At 61.0% G+C, this 14828-nt stretch carries 12 protein-coding genes and 1 tRNA gene; 6 read left to right on the top strand and 7 right to left on the bottom strand.

Annotated features, from left to right (window positions below):
- Positions 1–43: 43 nt before the first annotated feature.
- The 3 genes from LOX95_RS06020 to LOX95_RS06010 form a co-directional block, all read right to left on the bottom strand.
- Positions 44–382: a P-II family nitrogen regulator gene (locus tag LOX95_RS06020; protein WP_242913554.1), complete on the bottom strand. Its 339-nt coding sequence runs from the start codon at positions 380–382 to the stop codon at positions 44–46.
- Between the two features lie 221 nt (positions 383–603).
- Positions 604–688, bottom strand: a tRNA-Leu gene (locus LOX95_RS06015).
- A gap of 116 nt (positions 689–804) precedes the next feature.
- Positions 805–2328: an amino acid permease gene (locus tag LOX95_RS06010; protein WP_242913553.1), complete on the bottom strand. Its 1524-nt coding sequence runs from the start codon at positions 2326–2328 to the stop codon at positions 805–807.
- A gap of 148 nt (positions 2329–2476) precedes the next feature.
- On the opposite strand from LOX95_RS06010, the gene hrpB reads away from it, so the two are divergent.
- Both hrpB and LOX95_RS06000 read left to right on the top strand, forming a co-directional pair.
- Entirely contained in the window at positions 2477–4912 is a 2436-nt protein-coding gene (hrpB, locus tag LOX95_RS06005) for an ATP-dependent helicase HrpB (protein ID WP_242913552.1), read from the top strand.
- Between the two features lie 58 nt (positions 4913–4970).
- Positions 4971–6257 (top strand): MFS transporter, encoded by a 1287-nt coding sequence (locus LOX95_RS06000; protein ID WP_242913551.1) that lies wholly within the window; start codon positions 4971–4973, stop codon positions 6255–6257.
- Positions 6258–6293: 36 nt separating this feature from the next.
- Here the strand turns inward: LOX95_RS06000 and LOX95_RS05995 are convergent, their stop codons facing one another.
- Genes LOX95_RS05995 through LOX95_RS05985 form a run of 3 tightly spaced genes read right to left on the bottom strand, consistent with a single transcriptional unit; the run spans position 6294 to position 9391 of the window.
- Positions 6294–7106, bottom strand: coding sequence for a TrmH family RNA methyltransferase (locus tag LOX95_RS05995; protein WP_242913550.1), 813 nt, complete (start codon positions 7104–7106; stop codon positions 6294–6296).
- Positions 7106–8005 carry an RsmD family RNA methyltransferase gene (locus tag LOX95_RS05990; RefSeq protein ID WP_242913549.1) on the bottom strand — a complete coding sequence of 300 codons (900 nt, stop codon included), beginning with the start codon at positions 8003–8005 and terminating at the stop codon, positions 7106–7108. The genes LOX95_RS05995 and LOX95_RS05990 overlap by 1 nt, the downstream gene beginning before the upstream one ends.
- Before the next feature lie 18 nt (positions 8006–8023).
- Positions 8024–9391, bottom strand: coding sequence for a glycosyltransferase (locus LOX95_RS05985; protein ID WP_242913548.1), 1368 nt, complete (start codon positions 9389–9391; stop codon positions 8024–8026).
- A 205-nt stretch (positions 9392–9596) separates the two neighbouring features.
- On the opposite strand from LOX95_RS05985, the gene LOX95_RS05980 reads away from it, so the two are divergent.
- The 4 genes from LOX95_RS05980 to LOX95_RS05965 all read left to right on the top strand — a co-directional run bounded on the left by LOX95_RS05980 (position 9597) and on the right by LOX95_RS05965 (position 12746).
- Positions 9597–10205 carry a TetR/AcrR family transcriptional regulator gene (locus LOX95_RS05980; protein ID WP_248286901.1) on the top strand — a complete coding sequence of 203 codons (609 nt, stop codon included), beginning with the start codon at positions 9597–9599 and terminating at the stop codon, positions 10203–10205.
- 89 nt (positions 10206–10294) lie between these two features.
- Positions 10295–11011: an ABC transporter substrate-binding protein gene (locus LOX95_RS05975; protein WP_242913619.1), complete on the top strand. Its 717-nt coding sequence runs from the start codon at positions 10295–10297 to the stop codon at positions 11009–11011.
- Positions 11008–11997, top strand: coding sequence for a FecCD family ABC transporter permease (locus LOX95_RS05970; RefSeq protein WP_427846570.1), 990 nt, complete (start codon positions 11008–11010; stop codon positions 11995–11997). The genes LOX95_RS05975 and LOX95_RS05970 overlap by 4 nt, the downstream gene beginning before the upstream one ends.
- Positions 11994–12746: an ABC transporter ATP-binding protein gene (locus tag LOX95_RS05965; protein WP_242913546.1), complete on the top strand. Its 753-nt coding sequence runs from the start codon at positions 11994–11996 to the stop codon at positions 12744–12746. The genes LOX95_RS05970 and LOX95_RS05965 overlap by 4 nt, the downstream gene beginning before the upstream one ends.
- Positions 12747–12760: 14 nt before the next feature.
- Here LOX95_RS05965 and LOX95_RS05960 read toward each other — a convergent pair whose 3' ends face one another.
- Positions 12761–14809 carry a lytic transglycosylase domain-containing protein gene (locus tag LOX95_RS05960; protein ID WP_242913545.1) on the bottom strand — a complete coding sequence of 683 codons (2049 nt, stop codon included), beginning with the start codon at positions 14807–14809 and terminating at the stop codon, positions 12761–12763.
- Between the last annotated feature and the right edge of the window lie 19 nt (positions 14810–14828).

The following is a 14828-nucleotide window of genomic DNA, read 5'->3' as shown; positions in this document are numbered from 1 at the left end:
GAGGAAACAAAAGCGGCCGCCCCAAAGGGACGGCCGTGTTTAGTCAGATAGCTTGCGAGCCAGTTTCTCCGGTTCGGATGCGAATGACGTCTTCGATTGTGCTGACAAAGATTTTGCCGTCGCCAATCTTTCCAGTCCGCGCAGCGTTCTGGATGGTTTCGACAACCGCCGGAGCGAGGTCGTCGGCGACAACGATCTCGATTTTGATCTTCGGCAGAAAGTCGATGACGTACTCAGCGCCGCGATAAAGTTCAGAATGTCCTTTCTGACGGCCATATCCCTTGGCTTCCAGAACGGTCATCCCCTGCACCCCAATGTCTTGCAGGGCATCTTTGACTTCATCCAGCTTGAACGGCTTGATGATGGCTTCGATCTTCTTCATGGCGTTTCCGAGCCGGGTCCCCTGATGGCCCGACGCTCGACGTCCAAAACACATTGCATCGCGTCATAACGCAAGCCCTTTTCCGGCCATTGTCATGATCAGTGATCGGAAATGTCGTTTATCGGATAGATTTGCAACGATACGCGCAGATGAAGGCACCTCGACAACGTCCGCACGGCAAGATCGTGCAGAGAACAGTGTGCGTTGCAATGTTGGGAAGGTGGTGCGGATGAGAGGAATCGAACCTCCACGCCTCTCGGCGCTGGAACCTAAATCCAGTGCGTCTACCAGTTCCGCCACATCCGCATTAGGTCGCTGTCGCGTTTAAACAGTGTTGCCGACAGGCGCAAGCCACTATGGCGGCTATGCCAATGAAAAAGCCCCGGATTTCTCCGGGGCTTTCCAGTCTTCTAATCCGGGGATTAGTGCGCTTCGTCGGTATCAACGATGCCGCGACCCACATGGCTCTTACGGTAGCCATAGAGGAAGTACACGACCAGACCGATAGCCGCCCAGATCGGCAGGACCAGCTTGGACTCGGTCGGCAGGTTGAAGAACAGGCCCAGCGTGCCCAGAACCGCCAGCGGTGCGGTGACCCACACGATAGGCGTCTTGAACGGACGATGGCGGTCCGGCTGCTTGATGCGCAGGATCATCACCGAGATGGCCACCATGAAGAACGCGAACAAGGTGCCCGAGTTCGAGATGTCAGCCAGCTTGCCGACCGGCAGGAAGGCCGCAAAGAAGGCCACAGCAACACCGGTGATCATGGTCACGATGTGCGGCGTCTTCCACTTGGGGTGGATCTTAGCCAGGAACTCCGGCAGCAGACCGTCACGCGCCATCACGAAGAAGATGCGGGTCTGACCGAACAGCATGATCAGGATAACCGACGGCAGAGCCAGGAAGGCCGCGACGCCGATCATGTCGCCAACGCGCTTGTGGCCCAGTTCACGAAGGACGTGAGCAAGAGCTTCCTTCGAGCAAACCAGCGGTTCCGAACCCGCAGCAGCCAGCGTCAGGCACTGTTGAGCCATAGCGGTCGAACCAGCGTGCAGGATTTCACCGTTCGGGCCGGTTACCGGCTGAGCGCTGCTCGGGTCGAGTGCGCCGATGGCACCAGCGGCGACCAGCAGATAGAAGATGGTGCAGATCACGAGCGAGCCGATCAGGCCGATCGGAACGTTCTTTTGCGGGTCCTTGGTTTCTTCGGCCGCAGTCGAAACGGCGTCGAAGCCCACGTAGGCGAAGAAGATCGAAGCCGCAGCGCCGACAACGCCCAGACCAGCGTGGTCACCCACGCCGAACCAGCCGTTCGGGGTGAAGGGCTGGAAGTTCGCGCCCTTGATGACCGGAACCGTCAGGATGATGAAGACCGTCAGAGCCGTCACCTTGATGGCCACCAGAATGGCGTTCACGCGGGCGCTTTCGGTTGTGCCGATCATCAGCAGCCCGGTGATCAGCAGAGCGATCAAAGCTGCCGGAAGGTTCACGATGCCGCCAGCGTACGGTCCGGCTGTGAGCGATAGCGGTAATGTCACACCCCAACTGCTTAGCAGCCCCGTGAAATACCCCGACCAGCCCACAGACACTGCCGACGCAGCGACGGTGTATTCAAGGATAAGTGCCCAACCGACCGTCCAGGCTAGCAGTTCGCCCATCACGGCATAGGTGTAGGTGTAGGCAGAGCCCGACACCGGAACCATGGACGCGATTTCCGAATAGCAAAGCGCCGCTACGGCACAGACCGCGGCGGCGATAATGAAGCTCCACATCATGCCCGGACCGGCCTTCTGAGCAGCCTCAGAGGTCAGAACGAAAATGCCCGTACCGATAATTGCACCGACGCCGAGCAGGGTTAGCTGGACAGCACCCAGCGAGCGCGTAAGCGCTTTCTTTTCTGCGGATGCCAAAATTGCATCCAGCGGTTTGATCCGCCAAGACATGAATGTCCCCTCACGTATTATGTGCCGACGCATGTCGACCCTCGCGAGGACGCTAGACAGGGTTTTTTGTTCACGCAACGCGATTGACGAAATCTGGACGATTTTGCGACAATTTTGTCCAAGGTTTCGGGCGCGCTACTAGGACCGTATGTTACCGATCCATGCCGTCCTCGAATCGATTGTCCACTCGCTAGACGAACATTCGACCCTTGTGCTCGCCGCTCCCCCGGGAGCGGGCAAGACGACGGTTGTGCCGCTGAGCCTGCTTGATCGGACATGGGCAGGCGACGGCAAAATCTTGCTGCTGGAACCGCGACGTCTGGCGGCGCGCGCGGCCGCTGAACGCATGGCCCAGACACTGGGCCAAAAGGCTGGCGAGACGGTGGGGTATCGCACGCGGCTTCAAAGTCGCGTGGGGCCGAAAACCCGCATCGAGGTTGTGACCGAAGGCGTCTTTACACGGATGATTCTGGACGATCCGGCGCTGGAAGGCGTTACGGCCGTTCTGTTCGATGAGTTCCATGAGCGCAGCCTTGATGCCGACCTTGGGCTGGCCCTGGCGCGAGAGTGTCAGCAGGTCCTTCGCGATGATCTGCGTATCGTGGTGATGTCGGCTACGCTCGACGTCGAAGGTGTAGCCCGACTGCTGGACAACCCGCCCGTCATTGAAACCGAAGGCCGCATGTTTCCGGTGGAAACGCGATATCTGGGTCGAAACCCGACGGAGCGTTTCGAGGACGCCATGTGCAGGGCCGTGCTTCAGGCTCTGGATGAAGAAGAAGGGTCGGTCCTGGCATTCTTGCCGGGGCAGGGCGAAATCCATCGCACTCTGCAACGTTTGAAGGAGCTGCTGCGGGATCCGAATGTGGACGTGGTGGGTCTGTTCGGCGCAATGGACAAGGCGGATCAGGATCGCGCCCTTGATCCTGCTCCTGCTGGCAAACGCAAGGTTGTGTTGGCCACCTCAGTTGCCGAAACCAGCCTGACCATTGAAGGCGTGCGGGTTGTCATCGACGGCGGTCTTTCACGGGTGCCCCGTTTTGAACCATCTAGCGGCCTGACCCGACTACTGACCGTCAAGGTCAGCCGTTCCTCGGCCGAGCAGCGGCGAGGTCGGGCGGGCCGTGTCCAGCCCGGTGTCTGCTACCGACTGTGGGACAAGGAGCAGACGAGGGGACTGGTTGCGCATCAGCGGCCGGAAATTCAGGAAGCAGATCTGTCGGCCTTCGCGCTTGATCTGGCGCGCTGGGGCAGGCGCTCGCCGGAGGGACTGGCGCTGTTGGATATGCCCTCGGCAGGGGCGGTTGCCGAGGCCCGTCAGCTCTTGACGCGATTGGGCGCGCTGGACCCGAAGGGCGAACTTACGGCACACGGCCAGCGCCTGGTGAAGATGCCGTTGTCACCGCGCTTGGCGCACATGGTGTCGGTTGCTTCGGATCTGGGCGATGCCGCGGGCGGTGCCAAACTGGCTGCATTATTGAGTGAGCCCGGCCTCGGCGGGACTGCCGTCGATGTCGAAGAACGTCTGAAGGGGTTTGAATGCGATCGCTCGCCGAGGGCACGCGATGCCATGAAGCTGGTAGAGCGCTGGGCACGGGCCGCCGGCGGTGGCTCGGGGGAAGAGGTCGATGCGGGGCTGTTGATCTGCGAGGCCTTCCCCGACCGCATCGCCAAGGCCAAAGGCAAGACCGGCGACTTCTTATTGTCGTCAGGGCGCGGTGTCACGCTGGACGCCAGCGAACGCCTGTCACAAGTGCCATGGCTGGCGGTCGCTGAACTGGGCGGTGGCGACGTTCGAGATAAGGTCCGTCTGGCTGTGCAACTCGATACGCGTACGCTGGAGACCGACTTGGCGCACCGTATCCAAAGCGTTGATCAACTGAGCCGCGAGCCCTCCGGACGGATGGTCATGAAGCGCCAGCGACGCATCGGAGCCATTGTGCTGGACGAGAAGGTTCTCGGTACGCCAGACCGCAAAATGATTTCAGCGGCACTGCGCAACGAAGTGGAACAGCAGGGCATCGCCGGATTGAAATGGGGCGAGGGTGCTTCTGCATTGCGAGCGCGCTTGGCATTCCTTCACGAGATCGATCCGGTCTGGCCTGAGGTCTCTGACGATGCTCTGTTCGAGCGGCGCGAGGACTGGCTCTGGGGGGCGCTCGACAATGCCCAAAGTCTTTCATCCGTGCCCGATCAAGCGCTGGCCGATGGACTGCGCGCTCTGATCCCTTGGGATTTGACCCGCAAGCTTGACGAGTTGGCACCAATGCGCCTGACTACGCCACTCGGCTCGGCGGCAATCGATTACGCGGCCGAAGGTGGCCCGCGTGTCGAGATACGCGTGCAAGAGCTTTTCGGCGTGAAGACCCACCCCTGCATCGGAGGTGGGCGCGTACCGCTTACACTGTCACTTCTGTCACCCGCGCGCCGGCCGGTTCAGGTCACCAGAGACTTGCCTGGTTTTTGGGCGGGGTCGTGGGCTGCCGTGCGCTCCGAGATGCGCGGGCGCTATCCCCGCCACCCATGGCCGGAAGAACCAGCCAATGCGGCCCCCACCAATCGGGTCAAGCCGCGAGGCACGTAAATCCTTGACGCAATGAGGAAATTTCTGAAATAAATTCCTCATTCTTGAGGAATTATCGATGGCTGACAGCCAAAATAAACCCGTATCGAACTCAAAGGCGCGCGTTTTGTTCGCCAGCCTGATTGGCACGACAATCGAGTTCTACGATTTCTACATCTACGCCACGGCTGCTGTTTTGGTGTTTCCGGCGCTCTTTTTCCCGGGCACCGATTCCATGACGGCGATGCTGGCTTCGTTTGCGACCTTCTCCATCGCGTTCTTCGCGCGCCCCGTCGGTGCAGTGGTATTCGGCCATTTCGGAGACCGCGTCGGGCGCAAGGCCACCTTGGTGGCTGCGCTGATGACCATGGGCCTTTCGACCATCGCTATTGGGCTGCTGCCGACATACGCACAGGTGGGCGTGCTGGCTCCGGCGCTTTTGGCGATCTGCCGTTTTGGTCAGGGCTTGGGTCTTGGCGGCGAATGGGGCGGGGCGGTCCTGCTGGCCACGGAAAACGCGCCTCCGGGCAAGAAGGCGTGGTTTGGGATGTTCCCGCAGTTGGGGGCACCAATCGGCTTTATCCTGTCGACCCTCAGCTTCATTGTTCTGGGTCAGCTTATGAACGAGCAGGCTTTCCTGGCCTGGGGATGGCGCATTCCGTTTATCGCCAGTTCGCTGCTGGTCATTGTTGGTCTGTGGATGCGCCTCAAGATTACCGAGACACCCGAGTTCCAGAAGACCATCGACAAGGAAGAGCGCGAGAGGGCTCCAGTGGTCACTCTGTTCGCCAGCCATAAATGGGCGCTACTGACGGGCACGCTGGGCGGTATGGCGACCTTCGTCATCTTCTATCTGATGACGGTCTTCGCGCTGGGCTGGGGCACCACGGCGCTGGGTTATACCCGCGAAGAGTTTCTGCCGATCCAGCTGTTCGGCGTCTGCTTCTTTGCGCTGTTCATCCCCATTGCCGCTCTGGCGGCTGACCGCTGGGGGCAGGGTCGCACCTTGCTGGCGGCCTCGGTTGGTATCGCTTTGTTCGGCCTTGTTCTGCCGCTGCTGTTCGGTGGCGGTTTCTGGGGCGTTATCGCCTTCTTCGTCATCGGCTTCTCGCTGATGGGCTGCACCTATGGCCCGATCGGTGCCGCACTGGCGCGCCCGTTCCCGACGGCGGTTCGCTACACCGGTGCGTCGATGACGTTCAATCTTGCCGGTATTCTGGGGGCATCGATTGCACCGTATGCCGCGACCTGGTTGGCCAGCCGATACGGATTGCCCGCCGTGGGCGCCTATCTGTCGGTAGCGGCCTTGTTGACCATCGTCGCCCTGATCGGCATGGGGCGGATAAAAACAGAGGGGGAGGCGTAAAGCCTCCCCCTTCTTCATTTCCTAGTTAGGGCCGGCTTAGAGACCGGAGCCGTAAGCCGCATCGGTCACGGCATAGACCATGACGCCGGTGGCGACGGACAGGTTCAAACTGTCTGCACGTCCACGCATCGGGATTTTGACGTTCACGTCACAGGTCGCAGCCAGCTCGTCAGTCAGGCCAGCCTGCTCATTGCCCATCAGGATAATGGCCGGATGCTGGACGGGGCTGTCACGATAGCCGTGCTTGGCATCCAGACGGGTGCCGATGACGCTGCCCTTCCAGCCCTTGCGCCATTCCACGAACTCTTCGCGGCTGGTCTTGGTGATGGTGACAGCGAAGACCGAACCCATGGTCGCGCGCACAGCCTCGACCGAGTAGGGGTCAACGCAATCGCCGATGAGGATCACACCACCGCAGCCCGCGGAGTCGGCGGTGCGGATAATAGTGCCCAGATTGCCCGGGTCACGGACCTGTTCCAGTGCCACCCAGCACGGCTTGTCCGACGGATCGATGTCGTTCAGCGGCGTATAGACCTGCTCGAACACGCCCAGCACGGTCTGCGGGTTATCGCGACGGCTGATCTTTTCGAGGATGGCGTGGGTGACCGTGATGATCTGTCCGCCCGCCTTCTTCGTTTCGGCCTTGGCACGGTCGAGGATCGGGTGCGGACGGGCGTCCTGACCGACCAGCAGCATCACCGGAGCGCGGCCCTGATCCAGAGCCTCGCCGATGAACTTCAGACCCTCCGCCAGAAACCGGCCCGTGGCATCGCGTTCCTTGCGCATATGCAGGGCGCGCACGGCCTTAACCGTGTCGTTGGTCAGCGAGGTAATCAGATGCTCGCTCATTACTTGGCACTCCAGCGGGCAAAGAAGGACAGGCCGATGGCGCGGGAATCCTTGCCGTCTTCCGACAGGGCCAGTTCGCCCCAGTCGATGCGGCCACCGCGATCATGTGTCGCCTCGGCCATCATATGCGCCAGCGACAGGCCCGAGATACGGGCGGCATAAGCATTCAGCAGCAGGAAGGACGCATCGTCTGACAGCAAGGCGGCACAGTCCTTCAGCAAGTCCGGCATATCCTCAAACAGGCGCCAGACTTCGCCATTGGCACCGCGACCGTATTTCGGCGGGTCCAGAATGATGCCGTCATACTTGCTGCCGCGGCGAACTTCGCGGGCCACGAATTTGCGGGCGTCCTCGACGATCCAGCGGATCGGCTTGTCCGACATACCCGACAGCTCGGCATTCTCGCGGGCGTAGTTCACCGACTTCTTGGAAGCATCGACGTGGGTGACGTGCGCACCAGCGGCAGCACACGCCAGCGAGGCCACGCCCGTATAGCCGAACAGGTTCAGAACCTTCGGCTGTTGCAGGGTGCGGATACGGCCGTCCAGCCATTCCCAGTTGGCAGCCTGCTCTGGGAAAAAGGCCAGGTGGCGGAAGGGCGTGAACCGACCCATGAATTTCACGTCGCGCCATTTCAGCGGAAACGCATCAACAGGACCATGCTTGTCGAAACGCCAGCGGCCGGAATCTTCTTCCTCCTGCTGCGGGTCGAACATTGCGGTCGCCTGCTCGAACTTGCTCTCGTCCTTGACCGACCAGAAGCACTGGGGCTCGGGACGTACGACCGTATAGCGACCATAGCGTTCAAGTTTGCGGCCATTGCCGCTGTCGATCAGTGCGTAATCCGACCAGCCTCGGGTGACGAGGGTTTCGGGAGTAGGGGAAAGAACCGGAGCCATGTCTGGGCTGATAAGCCGTTATGCGGCCTTTCGTCCAGCGGGAGCCGCAGAATAGGTGGGGCGGACTTTAGGCGTGTGGTGATCGGCAACAGGGATATCGGGCAGGTGGGGGGTCTTGTCCCAGGTGTGGGGCTGGAACACGAGCCGGACCAGCGCATGGAAGAATGCGATGGTCATCAGGGCCCAGTAGAAGGGTGCCATCAGGATTTCACGCAGACCGTAGGGGATACCGATCCGGTTTGCGCCGACCCAGCACGTCATCCATGAGGCGCAGTATCCGGTAATCAATACTGACAAGGCGCCATATCCGACGTCGGGCGGGCTCAACGACAATAGGCTCAAGATGCCCAGGGTCGTGACGGCTGCGAGCGCATAGCCGTGGATGGAGGCTGCGACCAATCCTGCGATAAGTGTGGTTGCAAAAGCGAAGACGCCACGTGGTCCTAATCCGGGTTTGCCGAGATGGACTGCCAGGGTTTGCAGATAGCCTTTGAGCCATCGTGTGCGCTGGGGAAGCCAAAGCTTGAAGGGGCCGGGCGGTGTTTCCCAGGTCGGCGAGGTGATGGTGCCCAGCTTCCAGCCTGCGCGCCAGAGCCGGAATCCGAGGTCGGCGTCTTCGGTGACGTTATAGGCATCCCAGCCTCCGACGGCCCTTAAAACATCGACCCGAAAGTGGTTGCTGGTCCCGCCCAACGGGAACGGCAATCCAAACCGTGCCATTCCCGGCAGGATGACCTCGAACAAGCCCGCATACTCAGCCGCAAACTGTCGATCCAGCAGCACGGTTTTGACCGCTGCGCGGTGACGTCGCTGAATACGCAAGGGGGCCTGAAAACAGGCGTGCATAGCGCCATCGCTCGCAAACCGGCTGGCCGCTTCCTTGAGTTGGTAGGGGTCGGGCGAGTCTTCCGCGTCGTAAATGGTCAGGTATTCGCCAGTTGCCATGGCGAGCCCGTAGTTGAGCGCTCGAGGCTTGGTCTTCGGGCTACCCTGCGGGACGACCACGACTTTCAACCACGAAGGTAGCCGCAAATTCTTCGCAACCGCCTGGGTGCGGAAATCATCCTCCTCCAGAAGGATAAAACCCTCCAGCGCATCTTGCGGATAGTCAATCAGCGCAAGCTTCGACACCAGCTGGGGTAGGATTTCCGCCTCGTTATAGAGCGCGGCGAGAATGGTGTAGCGGGGCCAGCTCTCTAACTCTGTCGGGCGTGGTTGTGTTTGGGAGCTCGCGAAGATAAGCGCCCCCCGCCACAGCGCGAGCCCAACGAGCGCGATCTGGAAGGCTGTGATCACTATCCAGCCCCAGCGTGCGTCCCATAGGGCCCATAGACCGAGTGCTAAAGCCGCAGCAACAACTCCAACAACCTTGATTGCGATAATCACGCCACTAGCCGCATCAACAGCATATGGAACTTTGAGCGGCGGACGAAGAAATCCGCTCAACCTGACTTTCTCCCCCCAGACAAGTCGGAGGCAGACACTAATGGCAAAGCTTGGACATACGCAACCGTGTGGCGCTCGATTGATTCCACCCCTAGGATAAGTGTGAGTAGGTTCGGAGGTCCCTGTGACGGAAGACGCGCCAAAGATGCGCTCTGTGCGCAAGCCAAAGGGCGAAGGCCATGCGCGGCGAGGAGAAATCCTGGCAGCGGCAGAGCAGATTTTCGTCGCCCATGGCTACGAAGGGGCAACGATCCGCAAGATCGCCGAGGCTGTGGGGCTGTCGTCGACGGCTCTTTATCTGCATTTCAAGGACAAGGCCGAGATCCTCAACGAAATCTGTCTGCGGGCATTCTCCATGCTGCTCGAGCGGCAGGTGGCTATGTCCGAGGCCGAGCCTGATCCCGAGGCCCGATTGCGCGGTCTGATGATTGGCTATGTCCAGTTCGGCTTTGAAAACGCCAATGCCTATCGCTTGGCGTTCATGACGCCGACAATCCTCAGCGAGGACGGTAGTGAACCGGTATCACGCAAAGTGGCCGCCGAATTGTTCCAAAAGTTCGAGAGCGGTGTTGCTGCTGCCGTCGAAGGATGCGTCGAGCCTGATCGCGTGCGCGCCCTCGCGCAGGTTCTTTGGGCCAGCATCCACGGACTGGTATCGATCATCATCACCAAGCCCCAGTTCGGCTGGGAGGACCAGCGTACCCTGATCGAAACGCAGGTCGATATCCTTGTCAGGGGTGTGACCTGCCCGTGAGTTTGCGTTGGAAGTGGGTGGCCGGTCTGGTTGCCGTGCTGGCTTGCGGATTTGCGACCGCGTCGGGCGCAGAGGGACCGCTACGCGTGATGTCGCTGGACCAATGCGCCGACCAGTTTGTGCTGGCTCTCAAACCGGATGCGGAACTGCGCCTTTCGCCGCGCTCGGATGACGCGGACGCCTATCTGCGCGAGCAGGCCCGCGCTCACAAACACATTCGCCCTAGTCTCGAAGCGGCTGTCGCGTTCAAGCCGGATGTGGTTGTCCGATATTGGGGCGGAGATATGCTGCTGCTGCGTCGTTTGGAGCAGGGTGGAGTTTCGGTGGTCAACATTGAAGACAGCCGCGACTTTGACAGTATTCGAAGCAATATCCGTAATTTGGCTTCATCTCTAAATGTTCCGGATCGAGGTGAAGAAATGATCCGCAACATGGACGCGCGACTGGCCGCTGCGGCAGGTCAGGGCAAGGGCAGGCGTGCGACCTATATGACCGCCAGTGGCTTTTCCGCAGGGCCGGGCACGCTGATCGATAGTATTCTGAGAGCTGCCGGCTTCAAAAATGCCACTAAAGCTGCGGGCTATCAGGCATTAAAGCTCGAGCAGTTGGTTCTGACGCCGCCACTTATGTTTGTGCGGGGCTTTTTCGAGCAGGCTTTCATGGATTGGCGGGGAGTGGGGCGTCATCCGGTGCTCAAACCGCTGATGGCAGCCAGTGACACCGCCGATCTTCACGCTTCGACATTGACGTGTCCTGGCTGGTTTGCCGCTGATGCGGCGCTTACGCTGGCGGAGACGGCACAGTGATCCGTAGCCACTATTTGTCCTTGGGACTGTTTGTAGCCATTGCGGCTGCGTCGCTATTGGCTGTCAGCTTTGGTGAGACAGTCTTGGGTTGGTCAGGCGTTGCGCACGCATTTGCCGATCCAGCATCGGGCGAGGGCGACGTGCTGTGGCAGATCCGGTTGCCGCGTGTGCTTTGCGCGCTTTTTGTAGGGGCAGCGTTGGGGCTGTCTGGGGCAGTCATGCAGGGTTTGCTGCGAAACCCCTTGGCAGAACCGGGCGTCATCGGCGTGTCTGGCACAGCCGCTTTCGCTGCGGCGCTGGCGATTGTTAGCGGATTGGCCGTTATCCCCGGTGCGGTTGAAGCGTCCGCGCTTATCGGTGCGGCTGTAGCGGGTGTTCTTTTGACGCTGGTCGGTGCCAGACTGGGAGCGCCTGAGGGGCTAATCCTGTTCGGGGTGGCTTTATCAAGCTTCTCGGGCGCGGCGACCGCGCTGATTTTCAACCTCTCGCCGTCACCGATTGCCTCGGCCGAGGTCATGGCGTGGATGCTAGGATCGGTTGCCAATCGCAGCTGGTTTGACGTGGCGTGGGTGGCGACGGCTTTGGTCGTTGCTGCCGTCTTTGCGGTTCTGGCCCGACAGGGCTTGCGGATGCTGACGCTAGGCGAAGATGTCGCCAAGGCATCGGGATTACCGCTGGTCCGTTTGCGGGTCTGCGCACTTCTGGCCGCTGCCGTCGCGGCTGGGGCCGCGGTCGCGGTCGCGGGTATTATCGGCTTCGTCGGGTTGGCCGCACCGCATCTGGTGCGCTCTGCAGTTCGAGGTGATCCGGGCAGGGTACTGCTTCCCTCCGCGCTTGCCGGCGGTTTGATGCTGGTCTTGGCCGATCTGGCGACGCGCCTCATCCCCACCGATCAGGAGTTAAAGCTCGGCGTGTTCACTGCACTGATCGGTGCGCCGTTGTTCGCGTTGATTGCATGGCGCGCCGCGAAGGAGTGGAGGCTATGAGCCTGCTTTGCCTCGAAGGCATCAGCGTCGATATCGCCCGACAGCGCCTGCTCCATTTCGCGTCCATGACGGTCGAGGCCGGTCAGATGGTGGCAGTCTGCGGCCCGAACGGAGCGGGCAAGTCCACCCTGCTGAAGGTCGCTGCGGGGCTTATACGCCCCCGTCAGGGCGCTGTGCAGTTCCTGGGTCGCGACCTTCGAAGCCTGTCGGCCCGCCAGCGGGGAGAGAGCTTCGCCTATCTGGCGCAGGACCGGACCATCGCCTGGAACCTGCCCGCTATAGAGATTGCGGCACTGGGCGGACTTCATTTCTCGCAAGGAGATGTGATGGTCCGTGCAGCGCGCGCTTTGGACCTGGTGGGTGTGGGCCATCTGGCGCATCGCGGCGTGGCGGATATGTCGGGTGGAGAGCGTGCGCGCGTGCTGCTGGCTAGGGCGCTGGTGACTGATGCGCCGTTGCTGATCGCCGATGAACCTGTCGCAGGGCTCGACCCCGACGCTTCACTGCTGGTGCTGGAGCGACTGCGTCAGCGTGCAGCTGATCGGTCTGCCGTGGTGGTTACCATGCACGATCTATCGGCTGCAGCCCAGTTTGCGGACCGCGTCGTCGTCATAGCCAAGGGCAGGGTCGTCGCAAACGCTGCACCGCTAAAGGCTCTGACCGTGGATGTGCTGCGGGACCATTTCAAGATCGCGGGCCAGTGGGTAGAAACAGAAAACGGGCCGCTTTTGGCGACCCGTCGACTGTAGGATTGAACCCCTGGTTACTGGCTGTATGAACGAGGTCCTGCGTTGGGCGGAGTACCGCGCGCAAGGTCTGCAGACGGCGTGAGCTGTGCCGAGCCGTTATTCAGACGGGCGCGGTAGATCTGCATATTCTCCATCACCCGCATCATATAGTTGCGCGTCTCGGTGATCGGCGCGCACTCGATGAAGTCCAGCGGGTCGACCTGTGCCTGACGCGGGTCACCACAGCGTGCAGTCCATTGGGGTGGACGTGCGGGTCCTGCGTTGTATCCGACCGCGGCCAGCAACGGCGACTGACCGAAGTTGTTGAGCAGTTCGCCAAGGTGATAGCTGCCCAAAGTCATATTGTAGTTGGGGTCCCACAGGCGATCATCGCTGTAGGGTTGCCCCATACGACGCGCCACTGCCGAGGCCGTGCTGGGCAGCATCTGCATCATACCGCGAGCATTGGCGTGTGAACGCACACCCGGATCGAAGCTGGATTCCTGACGTGTGATGGCCAGCGTAAAGTCAGCCGGTGCCATGCCTGGTACCTGTTGCGGCAGTTGGATCGGATACATCCGCTCCGGCATGATAAAGCCTCGGCCGCTGGAGGCGCGCCCGACCATCATGGCACCGAACTGGTCACCATAGGATTTGACCAGATCGAATAGCATCGACAGGTCGTAGGGCAGGGGTAGGGTGTCATCGAGGTGATAGGCGAAGACGCGCATTAGCGGCTGTTCGCCCATCTGGCCGAGGATACGGGTAGCCCGCACCATCTCATAGCTTTCAAAACGCGCGACATCTTCAGGCGTCGGGTCAGGTTCGCCAGGCAGGGTCAGGGTCTGGGTGCCGGCTTTCTCGGCGGCAAGTTGACCATAGAATGTCTGCCAATGCTGGCCACCGGCGGCATAGAACTGTTGAGCGCGAGCGCGGTCGCCCTGCGCTTCTGCAGCACGGCCCAGCCAATAGAGTGCCCGTCCCTGAGTGATGGGGGTCTGGGAGATATTGCGAAGGGTTTCGAAATGCTGCTCGGCGCGACGCGCATCGTTCAGTTTGACCAGCGCAGCCCAACCGGCAAAGAACTCGGCGTCAACCGAGCGCTCGCCAGACGAGAAGCCGTGCCCCGCAAACGCGTCGTAGGCGGCTCGATTATTTCCCATACGCAGCGCGTCGAGGAACAGGTTGCGACGCTCGTTCCATAGCGTGTTTTGACCGTCGGTATGTTTGGGCGCAGGGGGCAGATAGCGCAGAAGGTCGAACGCTTCGCTCTGACGGTTCGCGGCGCGCAACAGCCGCACGCGCTCCAGCACCACATTGGGATCAGTCGCCTGTTGAGGGCTCAGGCTGGCAATGACACTGTCTGGCGCATAGGCGGTGCGCAGGTTCATCACCACATTGGCGATAGCCTGACGGTCGGCGGGCACCAGATTAACCATCGCGCGGGTAGCAGGGCCGTGCGGGCCGCTCAGCAAGGTGTTCAGGCGTACAATATGATCGTCGGTCGCCAGCCAGCCGGACCAGCGAGAGAGAATTCGGTCCTGCTCAGCGGCGTCGAACGATTCCTGACGCCACCAGTTGCGAATGAGGTTCTGGGCATCTTCGCGGCGACCTGCTTGCTCCAATGCGCCTGCGTAGGCGATGGCACCTTGGACGGTACGCGGCTGTTCTTCTGCGAAGAATGCCAGAGTGGCCTCGGGACTCAGACCTGTGACACTCAGTGCACGCTCGGCAGCGGCGCGACGTGATTCGGCTCGCGGCCATCCCTTGAGGTCCGACTCTGCACGCAGGACTTCGGAGGGCGACATCTGACGATCCGACGTATCCACCAATGCCCATTCGACGAGTTTACGTGCGGCGGGATCATTCATCGATGCCATGATCTGTTGGGTGCGGACAACATCACGTGCCCGCGCTGCGGCCAGCCCTTGCTGTACCAGCGACTGATCTGACGGGCTGATAGAGCCCGCCGTTTGGGAACTATAGGCGGCCGGGACGCTGTTGATCACGTCTTGAGTCGGGGGGGCCATGACCGCCAGGGCGGCTGCGAGGGTCGTCGCGATCATCAGCTTCTTCGTCCTCATTCATCTACTTGTTGCGGTA

It is taken from the genome of Brevundimonas pishanensis (assembly GCF_022750635.1).
GTDB classification, from domain to species: Bacteria; Pseudomonadota; Alphaproteobacteria; order Caulobacterales; family Caulobacteraceae; genus Brevundimonas; species Brevundimonas pishanensis.
Note: the sequence above shows the minus strand (reverse complement) of the source record. Positions and strands in the feature narration are given on the sequence as shown.

Coding starts and splice junctions, on each gene's coding strand:
- LOX95_RS05960 (WP_242913545.1), bottom strand. CDS start 14,809: ATGAGGACGAAGAAGCTGATGATCGCGACGACCCTCGCAGCCGCCCTG.
- LOX95_RS05995 (WP_242913550.1), bottom strand. CDS start 7,106: ATGAGCGAGCATCTGATTACCTCGCTGACCAACGACACGGTTAAGGCC.
- LOX95_RS05965 (WP_242913546.1), top strand. CDS start 11,994: ATGAGCCTGCTTTGCCTCGAAGGCATCAGCGTCGATATCGCCCGACAG.
- LOX95_RS05975 (WP_242913619.1), top strand. CDS start 10,295: ATGTCGCTGGACCAATGCGCCGACCAGTTTGTGCTGGCTCTCAAACCG.
- LOX95_RS06000 (WP_242913551.1), top strand. CDS start 4,971: ATGGCTGACAGCCAAAATAAACCCGTATCGAACTCAAAGGCGCGCGTT.
- LOX95_RS06020 (WP_242913554.1), bottom strand. CDS start 382: ATGAAGAAGATCGAAGCCATCATCAAGCCGTTCAAGCTGGATGAAGTC.
- LOX95_RS05980 (WP_248286901.1), top strand. CDS start 9,597: ATGCGCTCTGTGCGCAAGCCAAAGGGCGAAGGCCATGCGCGGCGAGGA.
- LOX95_RS06010 (WP_242913553.1), bottom strand. CDS start 2,328: ATGTCTTGGCGGATCAAACCGCTGGATGCAATTTTGGCATCCGCAGAA.
- hrpB (WP_242913552.1), top strand. CDS start 2,477: ATGTTACCGATCCATGCCGTCCTCGAATCGATTGTCCACTCGCTAGAC.
- LOX95_RS05990 (WP_242913549.1), bottom strand. CDS start 8,005: ATGGCTCCGGTTCTTTCCCCTACTCCCGAAACCCTCGTCACCCGAGGC.